Origin of the sequence: Ensifer sp. CCNWLY38 (assembly GCF_037120565.1) — a bacterium.
GTDB classification, from domain to species: domain Bacteria; phylum Pseudomonadota; class Alphaproteobacteria; order Rhizobiales; family Rhizobiaceae; genus Ensifer; species Ensifer adhaerens_H.
Genome location: NZ_JBBBBO010000005.1, coordinates 151,064 through 171,782 on the forward strand (window position 1 = coordinate 151,064; position 20,719 = coordinate 171,782).

Here is a 20,719-nt window from a genome sequence, read left to right on the forward strand (position 1 = left end):
GATCGCGTTGCTTCTGACTATGTTGATGCGAGGCTGGAATGAAGTTAAGCCGCAGGCTGGTTCCCGACGTGACGACGCTGCAGGCGTTCGAATGCGCGGCGCGACACGGCAGCTTCACGCAGGCCGCTGCCGAACTGAATCTCACCCAAAGCGCCGTCAGCCGGCAGATCAAGGATCTCGAAAACCAGCTCGGCGTGCTTTTGTTCGAGCGCGTGCGCCAACGGGTGATCCTGTCGGATGCCGGCCAGAAGTTCCTGCCCGAGGTTCGCCGTCTCCTCAATCAGACCGAGGAGCTGATGGTGCGCGCCATGGCTTCGGCACGGGCGGACTCGACGCTCTCGATCGCGTCGCTGCCGACTTTCGGCAGCCGCTGGCTGGTGCCGCGCCTTCCCGATTTCCTCAAGCGGCATCCGGATACGGTGCTGAACATCGCCTCCCGTTCCGCGCCCTTCGATTTCGACGAGCAGAACTTCGATCTCGCCATTCACTACGGCCAACCGGTCTGGGCGCGCGCCACCTGCAGCTATCTCTGCAGTGAGATCATCGTGCCCGCTGCGAGCCCTGCCCTGTTGGCGAACCATCCGATCGAGACCCCCGAGGATCTCGTCGCCGGGCCATTGCTGCATCTCGCCACGCGGCCGAAGCTCTGGGCGCAATGGTTCGAGGCGAATGACATGGACGGCCGCGGCGCCTATCGCGGCAACCGTTTCGACCAGTTCTCGATGGTGATCGAAGCGGCGACGGCCGGGCTCGGTTTCGCGCTGCTGCCACGTTACCTGATCGAGCAGGAAATTGCCGCCGGCACGCTCAGCATCGTGCTCGACCGGCCGATGAAGACGGAAAACAGCTATTATCTCGCCGTGCCCGAGGGTAAGCTCGAAAACCCCATCAGCCTGGCCTTCCGGGAGTGGATCACCGAGCAAGTGGGCTAAGCGGATCGACGCTTTTCTAAAAATCGAGGGAACCTTCCTCGCCGCTTCACGTTTCGCCTCGTCTGCCATCCGCGATGAAGCTTGAGAAGAGGGCAATTGAGAGAGCTGTATCGAAGTGCCATTGGGGGCGCGCACAGCGGCCGGTTTCGGCTTGATTCGTCTGTGCGCAAATCGTCCAAACTTGTATGAGCAATCCTTGCAAGCTGTTGGCACCACGGCTAAAAAATGCCATTTTCATGCATCACCGCGGCCTTGAAAACCAATGCGCCGCCGGCTTTGCGATCTCCGATGCCCAGTCGAGGGCGGTGCCTGTTACCGCCAGTTCCCCGCATGCGGGAATTGACGGTGGATGGGAGGACACATGACCGTGTCTAGCAATGCGCCGGCTCAGCCTGACTTCTCAGGTCCGCAGCCAACCCGGCAACCCAACGAGGACCGGGCCGATCAACCCCGGTTGGATTCAGAACCCGTACCCATGCAGCTTCAAACAACGCCGCCCACCTCTCCGCGCGAACCGGAAGCAAAGCAGATCGATTACAACGATTCGATCCGCGCCACCTTCTTCTCGATGGAGGACCTCCGGCAATGCGGCGAGGATCTCGCAGTGAAGGGTGCCTCCTCGCTGCCGGGATTCTTCCCGTTCGAATTCCGGCCGCGGCATCGCGAAAACGAGAGCGAGATCCTGCGTGTCTACCGGGCGACCGCTGCGGACGTGGAAGCCGGGGCGACGATCACGCCGGCCGCCGAATGGCTGCTCGACAACCACCACGTCGTCGAAGAGGCGATCCAGGAAGTCCGGCGCGATTTCCCGCGCCGGTTCTATCGCCAGCTGCCGACGCTTTCGGTTTCCGGCACGGTGATCCCGCGCACCATGGCGCTCGCCTGGCTCTATGTCGCCCACACCCACAGCACAGTGACGCGCGAAAGCATCACGGCGATGGTCGAAGGCTTCCAGAGGCACGACACTTTCAAGATCGGCGAACTCTGGGCGCTGCCGTCGATCCTGCGCTTCGTGCTGATCGAGAACCTCCGCCGGATCGCCATCCGCGTCGAGCGCTCGCGCGGCATGCGCCGAAAGGCGAACGACATCGCCGACCAGATCATCCGCCTGAACGATCCGGAGAAATATCGGGTGCTACTTGCGGAATCGGAGGCGCTGGCTGCCGACAACACCTTCGTCGCGCAACTGCTTTACCGCACGCGTGACGGCTCGCAGACCTCCGGCGCGGTCATTGCCTGGATCGAGGAGCAACTTGAGAGGCGCGGCAGCGACGTCGAAAACGCGCTGGTCGCCGAACAGAATCGCCTGTCGTCCGGCAATGCGACGATGAGCAACATCATCCGCAGCCTGCGTGAGATCGACGACACCGACTGGGCTGTCTGGTTCGAAAGCGTCAGCAAGATCGACGCGGCGCTGCGTGAGGGCTCCGACTATGCGGCGCTCGATTTCGGGTCGCGCAACAAGTATCGCGACACGATCGAGAAGCTCGCGCGTCGTTCCGGCCACAGCGAATACGAGGTGACGCAGATCGCCATCGAGATGGTGCGCGAGGCGGAGACTGCGGCCGAGACCGAAGTGCCGCTCCAGGAGCCGAACGTCGGATCCTTCCTCGTCGGCAAGCAGCGCAAGGTGCTCGAGAAGAAGATCGGCTATCGACCGTCGCTGCTGCAGACCATCATCCGTATCAGCCGCAGGCTCGACTGGTTCGCGATCGCCGGCCCGAACATCCTCTTGACGATCCTGGCGATGATCGCCGTCTATTCCTTCGTCAGTCCGATGGATATTCCGAACGGCGCGAAGCTGATCATGCTGCTTCTGTTCGCGCTGCCGGCGTCGGAAGGCGCGATGGGGCTGTTCAACACGATGGTGACGCTGTTCGTCAAACCATCGCGACTTGTCGGCTATGAGTTCCTCGACGGAATTCCCGAGCATGCCCGCACCCTCGTCGTCGTACCTTGCCTGATTGCCAAGCGCGACCATGTCGACGAACTCGTGCGCAATCTCGAGGTGCACTACCTCGCCAACCCGCGCGGCGAGATTTATTTCGCACTGCTCAGCGACTGGGCCGATAGCAAGGTAGAGGAGTCGAGCACCGATTCCGACGTGCTCGACTACGCCAAGCGCGAGATCGCCCAGCTTTCGGCGCGCTACGCCTATGACGGCAAGACGCGCTTCCATCTCCTGCATCGCCGCCGCCTGTTCAACGAGCAGGAAGGCGTGTGGATGGGTTGGGAGCGCAAGCGCGGCAAGCTGCACGAACTGAACATGCTGCTTCGCGGCGACCGCGACACCTCGTTCCTGCAGGGCGCCAACACGGTGCCGGACAACGTGCAGTACGTGATGACGCTCGATTCCGACACGCGCCTGATGCGCGATGCGGTGACGAAGCTCGTCGGCAAGATCTACCATCCGATCAACCGTCCGGTGGTCGACCCGAAGACACAGAACGTGATCGCCGGCTACAGCCTGCTGCAGCCGCGCGTGACGCCGTCGCTGACAACGGGCAGCGAAGCTTCCGCATTCCAGCGCATTTTCTCGGCCAACCGCGGCATCGACCCCTATGTCTTCACTGTTTCCGACGTCTACCAGGACATCGCCGGCGAAGGCAGCTTCACCGGCAAGGGCCTCTACCATGTCGACGCCTTCGAGGCGGCGCTCAAGGGCCGGATCCAGGAAAATGCCGTTCTCAGCCACGATCTGCTCGAAGGCTCCTATGTGCGTTGCGCGCTGGTCACCGACGTCGAACTCGTCGAGGACTTCCCGACCCGCTACGAGGTCGAGATGTCGCGCCAGCATCGCTGGGCGCGTGGCGACTGGCAGCTGCTGCCCTACATCTTCAATTTCTCGAACGGGCTGTCGATGCTCGGGCGCTGGAAGATGTACGATAACCTGCGTCGCTCGCTGATCCCGCTTGCCTGGCTCGTCGCCTCGGTGATGGGCTGGTACTACATGGAGCCGACCGAGGCGCTGATCTGGCAGATCGTCCTGATCTTCAGCTTGTTCGTGGCCCCGACCCTGTCGCTGATCAACGGCCTCCTGCCGCGCCGCAACGACATCGTCGCCCGCGCCCACCTTCACGCGGTGCTGACGGAAGTCCGCGCCGCCAATGCGCAAGTGGCGCTCCGCATCGTCTTCATCGCCCACAATGCGGCGATGATGGGCGACGCGATCGTTCGCTCTCTCTACCGCACCTTCGTCAGCCGCAAGCTGATGCTCGAATGGCGCACGGCCGCGCAGGTGCAGAGTGCCGGCCACGGCACGATTGGCGATTACTACCGCGCGATGTGGATCGCCCCGGCGCTTTCGGCGCTTTCGCTGGCGCTTGCCGCGATCTCCGACACCGGCCTGCCGTTCATCGGCATTCCCTTCGCGCTGCTCTGGGCGCTTTCGCCTGCCGTCGCCTGGTTCGTCAGCCAATCGGCCGAAACCGAGGACCAGCTCGTCGTCTCCGATGAAGCGATCGACGAGATGCGCCTGATTGCCCGGCGCACCTGGCGTTATTTTGAGACCTTCGTGACCGCCGAGCAGCACTTCCTGCCGCCGGACAACTTCCAGGAAACGCCGCAGCCGATCCTGGCCGAGCGCACATCGCCGACCAATATCGGCGTCTACCTGCTATCGGTGATGTCGGCGCGCGATTTCGGCTGGATCGGCTTCGAGGAGACGATCAACCGGCTGGAGCAGACGATCGCCACCATCGACCGCCTGCCGAAGTATCGCGGACACCTGTTCAACTGGTATCGGACGAACACGCTCGACACCATGGAGCCGCGCTACATCTCGTCGGTCGACAGCGGCAACCTCGCCGGCCACCTGATCGCCGTATCGTCGATGTGCCGCGACTGGGCCGAAGCGCCGTCGGCGCATGTCCAGGGCAGCCTGGACGGCATCGGTGACGTGGTGGCGATCCTCCAGGAGGTGTTGCGCGATCTGCCCGACGACCGCAAGACGGTCCGGCCGCTGCGTCGCCTGATCGAGGAACGCATCGTCGGCTTCCAGAACGCGCTTGCCGCAGTCAAGCGCGAGCGCGAGTTCGCGTCGATCCGCGTGATCAACCTCGCGGTGCTGGCGCGCGACATGCACAAGCTCACCGTCAACCTCGACCACGAGGTGCGCACGCCGCAGAGCACCGAAGTGACGAAATGGGCAAATGCGCTCGTCAGCACCTGCGAAGCCCATATCGCCGACGGTGTCTTCGATCTCGGTGCGATCGAATCGCTGCGCCAGCGCCTGCTGGTGCTGAAGGATCGCGCCCGCGACATCGCCTTCTCGATGGATTTCGGCTTCCTGTTCCGGCCGGAGCGGCGCCTGCTGTCGATCGGCTTCCGGGTCAACGCCAACGAGCTCGACGAGGCCTGCTACGACCTTCTCGCCTCGGAAGCGCGTCTTACCAGCCTGTTTGCCATCGCCAAGGGGGATCTGCCGACCGAGCACTGGTACAAGCTCGGTCGTCCGATCGTGCCGATCGGCGCGCGCGGCGCGCTGATTTCGTGGTCCGGTTCGATGTTCGAATATCTCATGCCGCCGCTGGTGATGCAGGAACGGCAGGGCGGTATCCTCAACCAGACCAACAATCTGATCGTGAAGGAGCAGATCAACCACGGCCGTCGTCTCGGCACGCCCTGGGGCATCTCGGAAGCCGCCTTCAACGCGCGCGACCACGAGCTCACCTACCAGTACACCAACTTCGGCGTGCCGACGCTCGGGCTCAAGCGCGGCCTCGGCCAGAATGCGGTCATCGCGCCCTACGCCTCGATCCTTGCCTGCATGTACGATCCGAAATCGGCGCTCGCCAACCTCGGACGTCTTCGCGAGGTCGGCGCACTCGGTGTCTACGGCTTCCATGATGCCGTGGACTTCACGCCGACGCGTGTGCCCGAGGGCCAGAAGTGTGCGGTCGTGCGCAACTACTATGCGCACCACCATGGCATGTCGATCGCGGCCGTCGCCAACGTCGTCTTCAATGGCCGGCTGCGCGAGTGGTTCCACGCCGATCCGGTGATCGAGGCCGCCGAACTGCTGCTGCAGGAAAAGGCGCCGCGCGACATCCCGATCATGAATGCCAAGCGCGAGCCGGAATCGGTCGGCAAGGGCCAGGACGACCTCCTGCGTCCGGAAGTCCGCATCATCGAGAACCCGCTGGCACAGGACCGGGAGACCGTGTTTCTCTCCAACGGCCATTACTCGGTCATGCTGACGGCCAATGGCGCCGGCTATGCCCGCTGGAACGGCCAGTCTGTTACCCGCTGGAAGCCGGATCCGGTCGAGGACCGCAGCGGTACCTTCATCTTCCTGCGCGACACGACGACGGGCGAATGGTGGTCGACGACATCAGAGCCGCGGCGTGCGGCCGGCGAGAAGGTGCTGACCCGGTTCGGCGACGACAAGGGCGAATTCGTCAAGACCGTCGGCGATCTCATCAGCGAAGTCGAGTGCATCGTCGCCACCGAACACGATGCCGAAGGGCGCCGGGTCATCCTGCTCAATACCGGCACCCAGGATCGCTTCATCGAAGTGACCTCCTATGCCGAGCCAGTGCTTTCGACCGATGAGGCCGACAGCGCGCACCCGGCCTTCTCGAAGATGTTCGTGCGCACGGAAATCAGCCGTCGCGGCGACGTCATCCGCGTCAGCCGCAACAAGCGCAGCGCCAGCGACCCGGACATGGAAGTGGCGCATCTCGTCACCGACAATGCTGGCAGCGATCGCCATACGGAAGCGGAGACCGACCGTCGCCGCTTCATCGGCCCGGGCCGCACGCTTGCCGAAGCTGCCGCGTTCGACACGGACGCAGTGCTTTCGGGCACGGACGGCTTTACGCTCGATCCGATCATGTCGCTGCGCCGCGTCGTTCGCGTGCCCGCCGGCAAGAAGGTCAGCGTCGTCTTCTGGACGATCGCCGCACCAAGCCGCGAGGAGGTCGATCGCGCGATCGACCGCTATCGCCATCCGGAGACCTTCAATCAGGAACTCATCCACGCCTGGACCCGCAGCCAGGTGCAGATGCGCCATGTCGGCGTGACATCGCAGGAGGCCGCGAGCTTCCAGATGCTCGGCCGTTACCTCGTCTATCCGGACATGCATCTGCGTGCCGATACGGCGACGGTACAGGCAGGCCTCGACTCCCAGTCGAAGCTCTGGCCGCTGGCGATCTCGGGCGATTACCCGATCTTCTGCCTCCGCATCAACGACGACGGCGATCTCGGCATTGCGCGTGAAGCGCTGCGCGCCCAGGAATATATGCGCGCCCGCGGCATTACCGCCGACCTCGTCATCATCAACGAGCGGGCCTCGTCCTATGCGCAGGACATGCAGCATGCGCTGGATTCCATGTGCGAGAACCTGAGGCTTCGTGGCCTTTCGGACGGCCCGCGCCAGCACATCTTCTCGGTGCGCCGCGACCTGATGGAACCGGAAACCTGGTCGACCCTGCTGTCGGCCTCGCGCGCCGTGTTCCATGCCCGCAACGGCACGATCTCCGACCAGATCGCCCGTGCCAACTCGCTCTATTCGCCGGCGCCGGTGAAGGGTGCCGAGAAGAGCGGCGAGTTTGTCGGCCCGCTTTTGGCGGCGCCGCAGGAGAAGGCGGACTTTGCTCCGGCCGAAATCAAGGGCGATGGCCTTTCCTTCTGGAACGGCTTCGGTGGTTTTGCCGAAGGCGGTCGCGAATATGTCGTGCGCCTTCGTGGCGGCGAAGCGACGCCGCAGCCCTGGATCAACGTCATCTCCAACGAGCAGTTCGGCTTCCACGTTTCGGCGGAAGGCGCGGCCTTCTCCTGGAGTCGCAACTCGCGCGACTACCAGCTGACGCCATGGACGAACGACACGGTCATCAACCGTCCGGGTGAAGCGATCTTCATCCGCGACATGGAGAGCGGTTCGGTATCAACGCCCTATGCGTCGCTCTCGCGCCGCCGCTCCGTCGTCTTCGAAACGGCGCATGGGCTCGGCTATTCGAGCTTCCGCAGCACCCAGGACGACCTCGAGATCGAGGCGACCCATACGGTGCACCGGAGCCTGCCGGCAAAGCTCATTCGCGTCTCGATCCGCAACCGCGCGACGACGGCACGGCGGTTGAGGCTCTACGGCTATAACGAGTGGGTGCTCGGCAACAACCGCGCCCGCTCGGCGCCATTCATCCTCTCGAAGTGGGATGAGGAGACAGCGGCGCTGGTCGCGACCAACCCCTACAGCATCGACTATGCCGGTCGTTCGGCGTTCTTCACCGCCGATGGCGGCCAGGCTGCCGGCTACACCGCCAGCCGGCGGGAGTTCCTGGGCTCGCTCGGCGGCATCCTCGTGCCGCAGGCGGTGCTTTCGGGTGCCGATCTCTCGGGTTCGGTCGACGTCGACGGCGACCCTTGTGCGGTCATTGCGTCCGATCTGACCATCGAACCCGGTGCCGAACAGCAGGTCACCTTCATTCTCGGCGATGCCGACAATGAGGATCAGCTTCGTGCCGTACTCGGTGAGCTGCGCGAGACTGCATTCGACACGGTGCTCGAGGCGGCCAAGACGTTCTGGCGCGATTTCACCGATATCGTGAAGGTGGAAACGCCGGATCCGGCCTTCGACGCCATGATCAACAACTGGCTGCCCTACCAGAGTCTCGGTTGCCGCATCATGGCGCGCTCCGCCTTCTATCAGGCGAGCGGTGCCTTCGGCTTCCGCGACCAGCTGCAGGACACGCTGGCCTTCCTGATCCACCGGCCGGAGCTTGCCCGGGCGCAGATCCTGAATGCGGCAGCCCGCCAGTTCGTCGAGGGTGACGTGCAGCACTGGTGGTTGCCGGGAACCGGCGCCGGCGTGCGCACGATGATCTCCGACGACGTCGTCTGGCTCGCCCATGCCGTTACGCATTATTGCTCGGTGACCGGTACCTCCGACATCCTGAGAGAACAGATCGCCTTCATCAGCGGTCCGGAGCTCGAAGAGGGCCAGCACGACGCCTTCTACAAGCCTGAGATTTCCGAGGAGGTCGGCGACGTCTACGAGCATTGCGCCCGTGCGCTCGACCTCGCGATCAGGCGGACCGGCGAGAACGGCCTGCCGCTGATCCTCGGCGGTGACTGGAACGATGGCATGAACCGTGTCGGTGCTGCCGGCAAGGGCACCAGCACCTGGCTTGGCTGGTTCCTCGCAGGCACGCTTCGCGGCTTCCTGCCTTACGCTCGCGAGCGTAAGGACCAGGCGCGCGTCACCCGTTGGGAGACGCATCTCGAAGCCCTGAAGAAGGCGCTCGACACCGCCGGCTGGGACGGCGACTACTATCGTCGCGGCTACTACGACGACGGCACGCCGCTCGGCACCAGCGAGGCGCTCGAGTGCCGGATCGATTCGATCGGTCAGTCCTGGAGCGTCCTCTCGGGCGAAGGCGACGAGCAGCGTTCGCTCAAGGCGATGGATGCGGTGATGGCCGAACTGGTCGATCCGGACCAGCACATCGTACGGCTGTTCACGCCGCCGCTCGAGCGGACGTCGCAGGATCCGGGCTACATCAAGGCCTATCCGCCCGGCGTGCGCGAGAATGGCGGGCAATATACCCATGCGGCCACCTGGGTGGCGCTGGCCTTCGCCGAACAGGGCAGGGCGGAAGAAGCCTGGCGCGTGTTCCAGATGCTGAACCCGGTCTCGCATGCGCAGAGCCGCGAGGCGGCGGAACACTACCGCGTCGAGCCCTATGTCGTCGCCGCCGATATCTATGGCGAAGGCGATCTGGCGGGACGCGGCGGCTGGACCTGGTACACCGGTTCGGCTGGCTGGCTCTACCGCGTCGGCGTCGAAGGTATTCTCGGGATCCGCAGACAGGGCGACAAGCTGGTCATTCGGCCGGTGCTGCCGGCGGCCTGGGACGGCTACTCCGCAGAAGTGACGCTCAACGGCGCGCGGCACAAGATTTCGGTGCAGCGCGACCAGAAAAGTGGCGAGCCGATCGTCAGCATAAACAATAGTGTCACAAAAAACGCGCATGAAGGCATTTTGCTGTAACGGCCGGCGTTGAAGACAGGATGAAACCGGCTTTGTTCCCGCAAGGGCAAGGCCGGTTTTTCTTTGCGGAGATGCGGGCGGGATGACCCCCGACGGCCGGGTGACGTGTCTTGGAGTGCCAGGCGTTCAGACGAACGCACAAAGGGCGCTCTAACACTTTGAAGCCAGAGCATCTTATCCGCTTGCAGTGACTTCACTTGAAAGCGGGATGCTCTAGATCATCGGAGCGGGATGGGGCGCAGAACTGCAACATGTTCCTCATCCCACCTACTGCATGTCTCCTTAAATCGACCTCGATTTAAGGACCAAGACATGCAGAAAATCGAAGTGCTACAGCGACCTTTGCGCGTCTGAAAAGACGCGCGGCGCTGCCGTTAATGGTGCCGGGCATCTCGCGCGTTTGAATGACGGCGCGGGCTGTCGGTGCCCGTTTCAACAGGGATGGGGCAGGGGCGCCAAATCCTGGAAAACGGACCGCATGCTGCAAAAGACATTTCAGGGTGGCGTCAACCCGACGTCCGCCCGAATGGTTCCCAAGGAGCGTGACACACGCCTCGATGTGTTCAGGGCGCTGTGCCTGCTGACGATCTTCGTCAACCACGTTCCGGGACAGTATCTCGAATATCTGACGCACAAGAACTTCGGCTTTTCCGATTCCGCCGAAGCCTTCGTGCTGATCTCCGGCCTGTCGGTCGGGATCGCCTATGGCGGCAAGTTCGCCGCCGGCGGACGGCTGGCGATGACGCTGAAGATCTGGCGCCGGGCGCTGGCTCTTTATGTCGCCCACATCATGACCAGCATCGTGACGCTGGCGATTTTTGCGGCCGGGGCGATCTACTTCGGCCGGCAGGACCTGATCGGCGAGATCAACATTCGTCCGATGGTGGAACAGACGGAGCAGGGCATCGTCGCCATGGTGCTTCTGGGGCATCAGCTCGGCTACAACAACATCCTGTCGATGTATGCGGCGCTGTTCCTGATGCTGCCGGGTATTCTCTGGCTGAACGGCGTCAGCAAGAAACTGCTGCTGTTGCTGTCGGCCGCGCTGTGGCTCGCCGCAGGCATCTTCAAGTTCGTGCCGTCGAACTTCCTCGACGAGGGCTATTGGTTCCTCAATCCCTGGTCCTGGCAATTCCTGTTCGTCATCGGCATCGTCATGATGACCTTCGTGCGCAATGGCGGATCGCTCCCGCGGTGGCCCTGGCTGATCGTGCTGTCCTGTACCTATCTCGCGGTTTCCGCTGTCTGGGTGCTGTTCTCCTTCTGGAGCATCGACCTTTCCTTCGGCCTTCCAGCGGTCCTGACTGGCTTTGATAAGACCTTCCTGTCGGGCCCGCGGCTGCTGCATGTTCTGGCGCTCGGCTACATCGTCGCCGTGACGCCTCGCATCAGCAACCTCGCCAAACTCGACAGCGATCATCCGCTCGCGGTTGTCGGGCGACACTCGCTGCCGATCTTCATCTTCGGCACGATCCTGGCGATGTCCGGCCAGGTGCTGCTGTTCGTCACCGGGCGAAACCCGATCTTCGGCAGCCTCTTCGTGCTCGTCGGCATCGGGCTGCATTTCGCCTATGCCTATTATCTCGAATGGCTGCGCGGCATCGCCTCGGCCAAACCGCTGCGGGCGGCGTGAGCAACGCCGCCGACAACCTGTTTGCTGGAAATGCTCTAGTTTCTGGCGCCCAGGGCAAGGCGGCACGCCAGCCCCGTGAACACGGTGGCGAGAAGATATTGCGGCAGCTTCGGGAAACGCCTGATGCCAGCGAGCCGCGCGCGCAGATGGCTGCCGACCAGGATGACTGAGCCGTTCACCAGGAAGCCGACCCCGTTCAGTACGGTCGCCAGCAGAAGCATCTGTCCGATCATCGACCCGCTCGCCGGGTCCACAAACTGTGGGAACAGCGCCAATACGAACAGCGCCATCTTCGGATTGAGCAGGTTCGTCATCAGCCCCTCGCCGAAGATCCGCCTGTTCGAAAGGCGCTTGAGCGTCGAAACCGGTGACGCGCTCGATGCGTTCGAGCGGACTGTCTTGTAGGCGAGGTAGAGCAGATAGGCGCAGCCCGCCCAGCGCACGATCTCATAGGCAACCGGCACGGTGACGAAGAGCTGGGAAAGACCGAGTGCTGCGGCCAGCGCGTGGCAATAGGTGCCGACTGCGATCCCGGCATAGGTGAGGAACCCGGCCGCGCGCCCCTGGCTCACGCTCCGAGAAGCGATGAGCAGAGCATGTCAGGGCCGGGCGTGGCGGTGAGCACGAGGCTTGCTGTGGCGAAAACTGCGATTGTGGAGATGTCCGGCATGATGATTCCTTTGGAATTGGGGCCGGAATTCCCGTCTACCAGCAATCTCGAGAATGGCAAGGCTGGTCGACGCGACGTTGTCAGGACGCCGAAAAGAAAAACCACCCGCGTTTGACCGCGGGTGGTTTGAAGTTCGTTCGCTTGATTTGAAGCGCGTGTCTTATGCCGCCGTGTGGCTCATGCGGACGTCTTCGTCCGTCAGGATACCACTGGCGCGCAAGAGGGCTGCGAAGCGGCCATTGCTCTGGCTGAGCTCGTTGAAACCGCCCATTTCGACGACGCGGCCCTGATCCATGAAGATCACCAGGTCGGCCTCGCGCACCGTCGACAGGCGGTGTGCGATGATGAAGGTCGTGCGGTTCTTGCGCAGCGCATCGATCGCATCCTTCACGCGGGCCTCGGTTTCGACGTCGAGCGCGCTGGTCGCCTCGTCGAGCACCAGGATCGGCGCGTTCTTGAGGATGGCGCGGGCGATGGCCACACGCTGGCGTTCGCCGCCCGACAGGCGATTGCCGCGTTCGCCGACGACCGTGTCGTAGCCGCCCGTCCGGCCCTCGATGAAGTCGCAGGCAGCGGCCGCTTCGGCGGCAGCCATGACTTCCTCGATCGTCGCATCGTCACGGCCGAGACGGATGTTGTCCGAGATCGAACGGTTCATCAGGCCCGCATCCTGGAAGACGGTGGCGATCGAGCGGCGCAGCGACTTGCGCGTTACCTTCGAGATATCGTTGCCATCGATCAGGATCTGGCCATCACGCGGATCGTGAACACGCTGCAGCAGGTTGACGAGCGTCGTCTTGCCGGCACCCGTCGGGCCGACGATGGCGATCGTCTGGCCGGCCTTGGCCGTGAACGAGACGTTGTGCACGCCCTGGTTCGTGTTGGCAAAGTCGAAGGAGACATTGCGGAACTCGACTTCGCCGACAGCTGGCGGCAGTTCAGTCGCGCCTGCCGGCTCGTCACGTTCGCGCACGGCGTCTTCGAGCTGGAAGAAGTCTTCGAGCTTGGCACGGGCTTCGAAAATCTGCGTCACGAAGGCCTTCATCTGGTCGAGACGGCCGATCAGCAAGTTGGCAAAACCGATGAAGGCGATGACTTCGCCGACGCCGAGCTCGCCGCGCTGCACCAGCACGGTGCCGATGACGAGGATCGCCATCATCGAAATGGTGGAGGCGACGCGGTTCAGCGCGCTCGCCAATGCCCACCAATCGAGCACCGGGAACTGGGCGGAGATCAGCCGTTCGGTGAACTTCTTCAGCTCGCGGGTTTCAGCCTCGATGCGGTTGTAGCTGTGCACGACCGAGACGTTGCTGATGGCGTCGGAAACGTGGGAGAAAACCGTATGATAGTGGTTCTCGACCGAGGCCTGACCTTCCTTGGTGCGGCTCATCACCGCCTTGCTGATCATGATGTAGGCCGCGCCGAGCACGAGAAGGACGAGCGAGAGGCGCACGTCCATGGCAAAGGCGGTCGGAATGAGCAGCATCAGCGCGACAGCCGTCGCCAGATGCTGACGCATGAACTCGAGCCAGAGACCGAAGAGGGTTTCGCAGGCGCGCAGCAGGGTATGCAACGCGTTGGATGTGCCGCGCTGGCTATGCCAGGCGAGCGGCATTGAAACGATCCGGCCAAAGGCTTCCGTCAGGAGCGTGGCGCGGCGGCCATGGGCCAGCCGGTCCGCCTCGCGGGCAACGAGCACGAAGGCGACGGTGTTGAAGACGCCGAGGCCTGCCCACATCAAAAGCATCGGCGTGACCTCGCCCTTCGACGAGATGGCGTCGATGATGCGCCCGAACAGGATCGGCTCGGCAATCGTGATGGCTGCCAGAACGACGTTGGCGAAGACGATCGCCGAGACACGAAACTTGTGAACCGCAAGATACTGGAGCGCTCTTGCATACACTTGGAACAATGACACTGTCTCACCCCTTCCGGGTACCGGATTTGACTCGCCGCAGTCCTTCTGCGGCGGATGCACCCGCGTCCTCGAGGTACGGTTGGCGGGCTTGGGCTCCGCCCCTATACACTCGGGGCCGCGCTGAGACGGTCTTTTGCGGCAAAGGGAAGCCGTAGCCGGACGCATGGACAGCCACTCGTTTTCCCGTTTCGCTCGATGCGAGCTTGGCGAGAATATTCATAGTCTGCTATCTGTCGTGCCAACTCCGATTTCTTGCATATTTCGCATAAGACCGGGCGTGGTATGACGGATTATCGCGGGTGCAACATGAATGGTCGCTGAACGGTGCCTTTATGTCCGGATTCGGAAATGCGACCATATGCATCTACCTGGAAGGTGATCCATGAACATTACGCTGCTCGTACAGTTTCTCGCGCTTCTGGAGGAGATGAAGACACGCGAGGAAATCATCCCGGAATTCGAGCGCCTGCTCGATCGCTGCGGCTTCGACTTCTACGGTGTCGTTCGGCAGCCGAAGCCGCATGACAATCCGCTGCGGCTTCTGCTGGCCGGCCGCTGGCCGGAAGGCTGGCCGCAGATCTACATTCGCAAGAAGTTCGTCGTGATCGATCCGACCATCCGCTATCTCGGCCATGCGCAGCGCGGCTTCCGCTGGCGCGACACGCTGTTTGCCTTCCGCTCCGATCCGCATCGCAAGCGCATGGAAAGCATGATGATCGAGGCCCGCAACCACGGTCTCTACGATGGCTACATCTTCCCGGTGCACGGCCGGCGCGGTCTGCTCGGCAACCTGACGGTCGGCGGTCGCGTCGTCGACTTGAGCCCGGTCGAGATCAGCCTCTTCGACGCCATCGCCAAGCGGCTGTTCTGGAAGCTGCTGGAGCTGACTGACCCGGAAGTTTCGGCGGAACTCGGCTCGCGCGTCGAGGTGCAGATGACGCGGCGCGAAATGGAAGCGCTCAACTATCTCGCCGACGGCATGACTTCGAACGACATTGGCAAGGTGCTCGATATTTCGAGCCATACGGTCGACTGGTACATGAACGGCATCCAGGAGAAATTGAAGGGCAAGAATCGCCATCACGTCGTGGCGATCGCCTTCCGACTCGGGCTGATCTCCTGACGCAAAGGCTTTCGGTTTCCTGTCGCATCTGAAATTGCGCTCTGCTCGGTGACTCGCTAATACTTTATTTCGCGGGTGCAGCATTTCCCGCAATATCAAGTCATTGAGGAGACCGACTTGCCTATCTCGAAGATCCTTGTTGCCAACCGTTCTGAAATTGCCATCCGCGTTTTTCGCGCTGCAAACGAACTCGGTCTGAAAACGGTCGCGATATGGGCTGAAGAGGACAAACTGGCACTGCACCGCTTCAAGGCGGACGAAAGTTACCAAATCGGCCGCGGGCAGCACCTTGCTCGCGACCTCGGTCCGATCGAAAGCTACCTGTCGATCGAAGAGGTGATCCGCGTCGCCAAGCTTTCGGGCGCCGACGCGATCCATCCGGGCTACGGCCTGCTTTCGGAAAGCCCTGAATTCGTCGATGCCTGCGACGCCGCCGGCATCATCTTCATCGGTCCGCGGCCGGCGACGATGCGCCAGCTCGGCAACAAGGTTGCCGCGCGCAACCTCGCGATTTCCGTCGGCGTGCCGGTCGTTCCGGCCACCGATCCTCTGCCGGACGACGAAAAGGAAATCCATCGCCTGGCGGCCGAGATCGGCTATCCCGTCATGCTCAAGGCCTCCTGGGGCGGCGGCGGACGCGGCATGCGCGCCATTCGCGACCCGAAGGACCTGATCCGTGAGGTGACGGAGGGCAAGCGCGAAGCCAAGGCCGCCTTCGGCAAGGATGAAGTGTATCTTGAAAAATTGGTCGAGCGCGCCCGCCACGTCGAAAGCCAGATCCTCGGCGATACCCACGGCAATGTCGTGCATCTCTTCGAGCGCGACTGCTCGATCCAGCGCCGCAACCAGAAGGTCGTCGAGCGTGCGCCGGCGCCCTACCTTTCGGATGCGCAGCGCCAGGAACTTGCCGACTATTCGCTGAAGATTGCCCGTGCGACGAGCTATGTCGGCGCGGGCACGGTCGAGTATCTGATGGATGCCAACACCGGCAAGTTCTACTTCATCGAGGTCAACCCGCGCATTCAGGTGGAGCACACCGTCACGGAAGTCGTGACTGGCATCGACATCGTCAAGGCGCAGATCCACATCCTCGACGGCGAGGCGATCGGCACGCCGGAATCGGGGGTGCCGAAGCAGGAGGACATCCGCCTCAACGGCCATGCGCTGCAGTGCCGCATCACCACCGAAGACCCGGAGCAGAACTTCATTCCGGACTATGGCCGCATCACCGGTTATCGCTCGGCCTCCGGCTTCGGCATCCGTCTCGACGGCGGCACGGCCTATCCGGGTGCAGTCATAACCCGCTTCTACGACCCGCTGCTCGTCAAGGTTACCGCCTGGGCGCCGAACCCCCTCGAAGCGATCAGCCGCATGGACCGCGCGCTGCGGGAGTTCCGCATCCGCGGTGTGGCAACCAACCTGACCTTTCTCGAGGCGATCATCAGCCATCCGAAGTTCCAGGACAACAGCTATACGACGCGCTTCATCGACACGACTCCGGAACTGTTCCAGCAGGTGAAGCGCCTGGACCGCGCGACGAAGCTGCTCACCTATCTCGCCGACGTCACGGTCAATGGCCACCCGGAGGCGAAGGGCCGCCCGCGGCCAGCTGCCGACGCCGCGAAACCCGTCGTCCCGTTCATCGACGGCGACATCAAAGCCGGTACCAAGCAGAAGCTCGACGAACTCGGCCCGAAGAAGTTCGCCGAGTGGGTGCGTGGCGAAAGCCGAGTGTTCCTCACCGATACGACCATGCGCGACGGCCATCAGTCGCTGCTTGCGACCCGCATGCGCACCCATGACATCGCCCGCGTCGCCGGCACCTATGCCCGCGCTCTGCCGCAACTCTTCTCGCTCGAATGCTGGGGTGGCGCGACCTTCGATGTGTCCATGCGCTTCCTCACCGAAGACCCGTGGGATCGCCTCGCCCGCATTCGCGAGGACGCCCCGAACCTGCTGCTGCAGATGCTTCTGCGCGGCGCCAACGGCGTCGGCTACAAGAACTATCCTGACAATGTCGTCAAATACTTCGTGCGCCAGGCGGCGAAGGGCGGCATCGACGTGTTCCGCGTCTTCGACTGCCTCAACTGGGTCGACAACATGCGGGTATCGATGGAGGCTGTCGCCGAAGAGAACCGCATCTGCGAGGCGGCGATCTGCTACACCGGCGACATCCTGAATTCGGCCCGCCCGAAATACGATCTCAAGTATTACACGGCGCTGGCGGCCGAGCTGGAAAAGGCCGGCGCGCACATGATCGCCGTCAAGGACATGGCGGGCCTGTTGAAGCCGGCAGCCGCACGCGTGTTGTTCAAGGCGCTGCGCGAGGCGACCGACCTGCCGATCCACTTCCACACGCACGACACCTCGGGCATTGCAGCTGCGACCGTGCTTGCCGCCGTCGAAACTGGCGTCGATGTGGTCGATGCGGCGATGGACGCGCTTTCCGGCAATACCTCGCAGCCCTGCCTCGGCTCGATCGTCGAGGCGCTCCGGGGATCGGACCGCGATCCGGGTCTCGATCCCGAGTGGATTCGTCGCATCTCCTTCTATTGGGAAGCGGTGCGCCACCAGTATGCCGCCTTCGAAAGCGACCTCAAGGGGCCGGCGTCCGAAGTCTACCTGCACGAAATGCCGGGCGGACAGTTCACCAACCTCAAGGAACAGGCGCGTTCGCTCGGTCTCGAAACCAAGTGGCACCGCGTCGCCCAGGCCTATGCCGACGCCAACCAGATGTTCGGCGACATCGTCAAGGTGACGCCGTCGTCCAAGGTCGTCGGCGACATGGCGCTGATGATGGTCTCCCAGGACCTGACCGTCGCCGACGTCGAGAACCCGGCCAAGGACATCGCCTTCCCGGACTCGGTCGTCTCGATGCTGAAGGGCGATCTCGGCCAGCCCCCGGGCGGCTGGCCGGAAGCGCTGCAGAAGAAGGCGCTGAAGGGCGAAAAGGCCTATACCGCCGTTCCGGGCTCGCTGCTGCCGCCGGCCGATCTCGATGCGGAGCGCAAGGCAATCGAGGACAAGCTCGAGCGCAAGGTCGACGACTTCGAATTCGCCTCCTACCTGATGTATCCGAAGGTCTTCACCGACTATGCGGTTGCCGCCGATACCTACGGTCCGGTCAGCGTCCTGCCGACGCCGGCTTACTTCTACGGGCTTGCACCGGGCGAGGAACTGCAGCCGGAGATCGAGCGAGGCAAGTCGCTCGTGATCCTGCATCAGGCCAAGAGCGAGCCGGACGAGAAGGGCATGGTCAAGGTGTTCTTCGAACTCAACGGCCAGCCGCGCCTGATCAAGGTTCCGGACCGCAACCGGAGTGCTCAGAGCGCCGTGCGCCGCAAGGCCGAGGCAGGAAACGTCGCCCATCTCGGCGCGCCGATGCCGGGTGTCATCTCGACCGTCTTTGTCTCGCCAGGACAGGCGGTCAAGGCAGGGGACGTGCTGCTCTCGATCGAGGCGATGAAGATGGAAACGGCGCTTCATGCCGAGAAGGACGGCACGCTTTCCGAAGTGCTGGTGCGCGCCGGCGACCAGATCGACGCCAAGGATCTGCTGATCGTCTTCGGCGCCTGAGGGTTTCCACTCAAACAAACAGAAACGGCCGGGTCTTGCCCGGCCGTTTTGTTTTTTGCGAGGTTGCTGTCGAAGTGGCCGGTCTAGCCTGTACCTCTGTCATCCTCGGGCTTGACCCGAGGATCCATTCACAAGGTCACCCCTTGCGAAACAACCCAGTCGCCAAGGGTCGCCAGTATAATCGACTGCTCGCGCATGGATCCTCGGGTCAAGCCCGAGGATGACGGAGGGTGGGCTTCGGTCTTCGCGCTATGCCGCCAATGCGATCCTCGCTCGACCTTGTGCCTCAAATCTCGTAGTCGTGCGGGGCGCTCAGCGAGGCGATGAACTTCTTGGTGCGCTCGCGCTCGGGCGCGGAGAAGATCGTCTTCGGGGCACCGCTTTCGACGATGAGACCGCCGTCGAGGAAGATCACCTTGTCGGCGACGCGAGAGGCAAGCCGGAGGTCGTGGGTCGCCATGACCATGGTCGTGCCTTCACGAGCAAGCCGGCTCAGGACCTCGACGACTTCTTCCGCCAGTTCCGGGTCGAGCGCCGAGGTTGGCTCGTCGCAGAGAAGCACGCGCGGCGAGGGGGCAAGCGCGCGGGCGATCGCCACACGTTGCTGCTGTCCGCCCGAAAGCGTCGCCGGCCAGGCGTCGGCCTTGTGCGCCATGCCGACCTTTTCCAAGAGTTCCATGGCGCGCGTCTTCGCCCTCTCCGCCGGCCATTTCAGCACCGTGACGAGGCCCTCCATGACGTTGCCGAGTGCGGTCTGGTGCGGGAAGAGTTGGAAGTTCTGGAACACCATGCCGGTCTGCCGGCGCAGGCGCTGGATCGCCGCCCAGCCGACCTTGCGGCCGGGTGAGAATTCCAGCGTCTCGTCGCCAAGCCGGATTGCGCCGGACGTTGGGATCTCCAGCAGATTGATGCAGCGCAGCAGCGTGCTCTTGCCGCCGCCCGACGGGCCGACCAAGGCCGTCACCGTGCCCTCGGCGAGCGTGACGGAGATATCCTTCAGCACCAGATTGTCGCCGAAGCGCTTTTCGATGTGGGAGAGCTCGATCATGCACGTGCCTCCAGGAAGCCGCCATAGCGGGCGAAGCGCCGCTCCAGCCGCACTTGCAGGGCCGAGAGCACGGAGCTCATGGCGAGATAGATCAGCGCCGCCAGGATATAGAGAATCAGCGGTTCATAGGTGGTGGCGACGATGCGCTGGGCGGTCTGGAACATCTCCGGCACGGTGATGGCGGCGGCCAGCGACGTGTCCTTCACCAGCGAGATGAAGGTGTTCGACAGCGGCGGCACGGCGACGCGGGTCGCCTGCGGCAGGATGGTGCGACGCATCGCCTGGCTCCAGCTCATGCCAATGGAGTAGGCGGCCTCCCATTGCCCGCGCGGAACCGATTGGATCACGGCGCGGATGATTTCGGACGTGTAGGCGCCGACGTTCAGCGAGAAGCCGATGAGCGCGGCGGTGAAGGCGTCGAGCAGAATGCCGGCGCTCGGCAGGCCATAGAAGATCACGAAGAGCTGGACGAGCAGCGGCGTGCCGCGGATGACCCAGACATAAAACCGCGCGATGGCGACGACCGGCGCCGGCCCGAACAGGCGGGCGACCGCCGTGGCGAGGCCAAGGACGAGGCCGAAGATGAAGGAAAGCAGCGTCAGCGGGATGGTGAAGGTGAGGCCGGCCCACAGCAGGGACGGCAGCGAATCCAGCATGAGTTGGAGCCAGGTGGGCAAGGGCGGGCCTTTCAAAAAGCGCGATCCGCCCCGGTGACCGGAACGGATCGCGATTCATACTGCATAATCCCCTGGATCGGAATCGATTAGGGTGGAGATTATGCAGCGAGCCTAAAGTGTTACAACGTCCTTTGCGCGCCATGTTTGACGCGC

Annotated in this window: 8 protein-coding genes and 1 pseudogene; 5 read left to right on the forward strand and 4 right to left on the reverse strand. The window is 63.3% G+C overall.

The window, feature by feature from the left end; translation table 11 throughout:
• Positions 1–38 precede the first annotated feature (38 nt).
• The 3 genes from V7S54_RS12770 (at position 39) to V7S54_RS12780 (ending at position 11,554) form a co-directional block, all read left to right on the forward strand.
• Positions 39–932 carry a LysR family transcriptional regulator gene (locus V7S54_RS12770; protein ID WP_057254863.1) on the forward strand — a complete coding sequence of 298 codons (894 nt, stop codon included), beginning with the start codon at positions 39–41 and terminating at the stop codon, positions 930–932.
• Positions 933–1,293: 361 nt separating this feature from the next.
• On the forward strand, positions 1,294–9,921 hold the full coding sequence (gene ndvB / locus V7S54_RS12775; RefSeq protein ID WP_065374044.1) for a cyclic beta-(1,2)-glucan synthase: 8,628 nt from the start codon (positions 1,294–1,296) through the stop codon (positions 9,919–9,921).
• Between the two features lie 478 nt (positions 9,922–10,399).
• Positions 10,400–11,554 carry an OpgC family protein gene (locus V7S54_RS12780; protein ID WP_065374045.1) on the forward strand — a complete coding sequence of 385 codons (1,155 nt, stop codon included), beginning with the start codon at positions 10,400–10,402 and terminating at the stop codon, positions 11,552–11,554.
• Between the two features lie 35 nt (positions 11,555–11,589).
• Here V7S54_RS12780 and V7S54_RS12785 read toward each other — a convergent pair.
• Both V7S54_RS12785 and V7S54_RS12790 read right to left on the reverse strand, forming a co-directional pair.
• Positions 11,590–12,224 (reverse strand): annotated as a pseudogene (locus V7S54_RS12785) (LysE family translocator).
• A 160-nt stretch (positions 12,225–12,384) separates the two neighbouring features.
• Entirely contained in the window at positions 12,385–14,142 is a 1,758-nt protein-coding gene (locus V7S54_RS12790; RefSeq protein WP_065374046.1) for a glucan ABC transporter ATP-binding protein/ permease, read from the reverse strand.
• 382 nt (positions 14,143–14,524) lie between these two features.
• Between V7S54_RS12790 and V7S54_RS12795 the strand changes: the two genes are divergently transcribed.
• Both V7S54_RS12795 and pyc read left to right on the forward strand, forming a co-directional pair.
• Entirely contained in the window at positions 14,525–15,265 is a 741-nt protein-coding gene (locus V7S54_RS12795; RefSeq protein ID WP_065374047.1) for a helix-turn-helix transcriptional regulator, read from the forward strand.
• Positions 15,266–15,382: 117 nt separating this feature from the next.
• Positions 15,383–18,841 carry a pyruvate carboxylase gene (pyc, locus tag V7S54_RS12800; protein ID WP_065374048.1) on the forward strand — a complete coding sequence of 1,153 codons (3,459 nt, stop codon included), beginning with the start codon at positions 15,383–15,385 and terminating at the stop codon, positions 18,839–18,841.
• 286 nt (positions 18,842–19,127) lie between these two features.
• Here the strand turns inward: pyc and V7S54_RS12805 are convergent, their stop codons facing one another.
• The gene (locus V7S54_RS12805; protein ID WP_065374049.1) at positions 19,128–19,889 is read right to left on the reverse strand and encodes an amino acid ABC transporter ATP-binding protein; all 762 of its coding nucleotides are present in this window, start codon (positions 19,887–19,889) and stop codon (positions 19,128–19,130) included.
• The gene (locus V7S54_RS12810; protein WP_336408451.1) at positions 19,886–20,566 is read right to left on the reverse strand and encodes an amino acid ABC transporter permease; all 681 of its coding nucleotides are present in this window, start codon (positions 20,564–20,566) and stop codon (positions 19,886–19,888) included. The genes V7S54_RS12805 and V7S54_RS12810 overlap by 4 nt, the downstream gene beginning before the upstream one ends.
• Between the last annotated feature and the right edge of the window lie 153 nt (positions 20,567–20,719).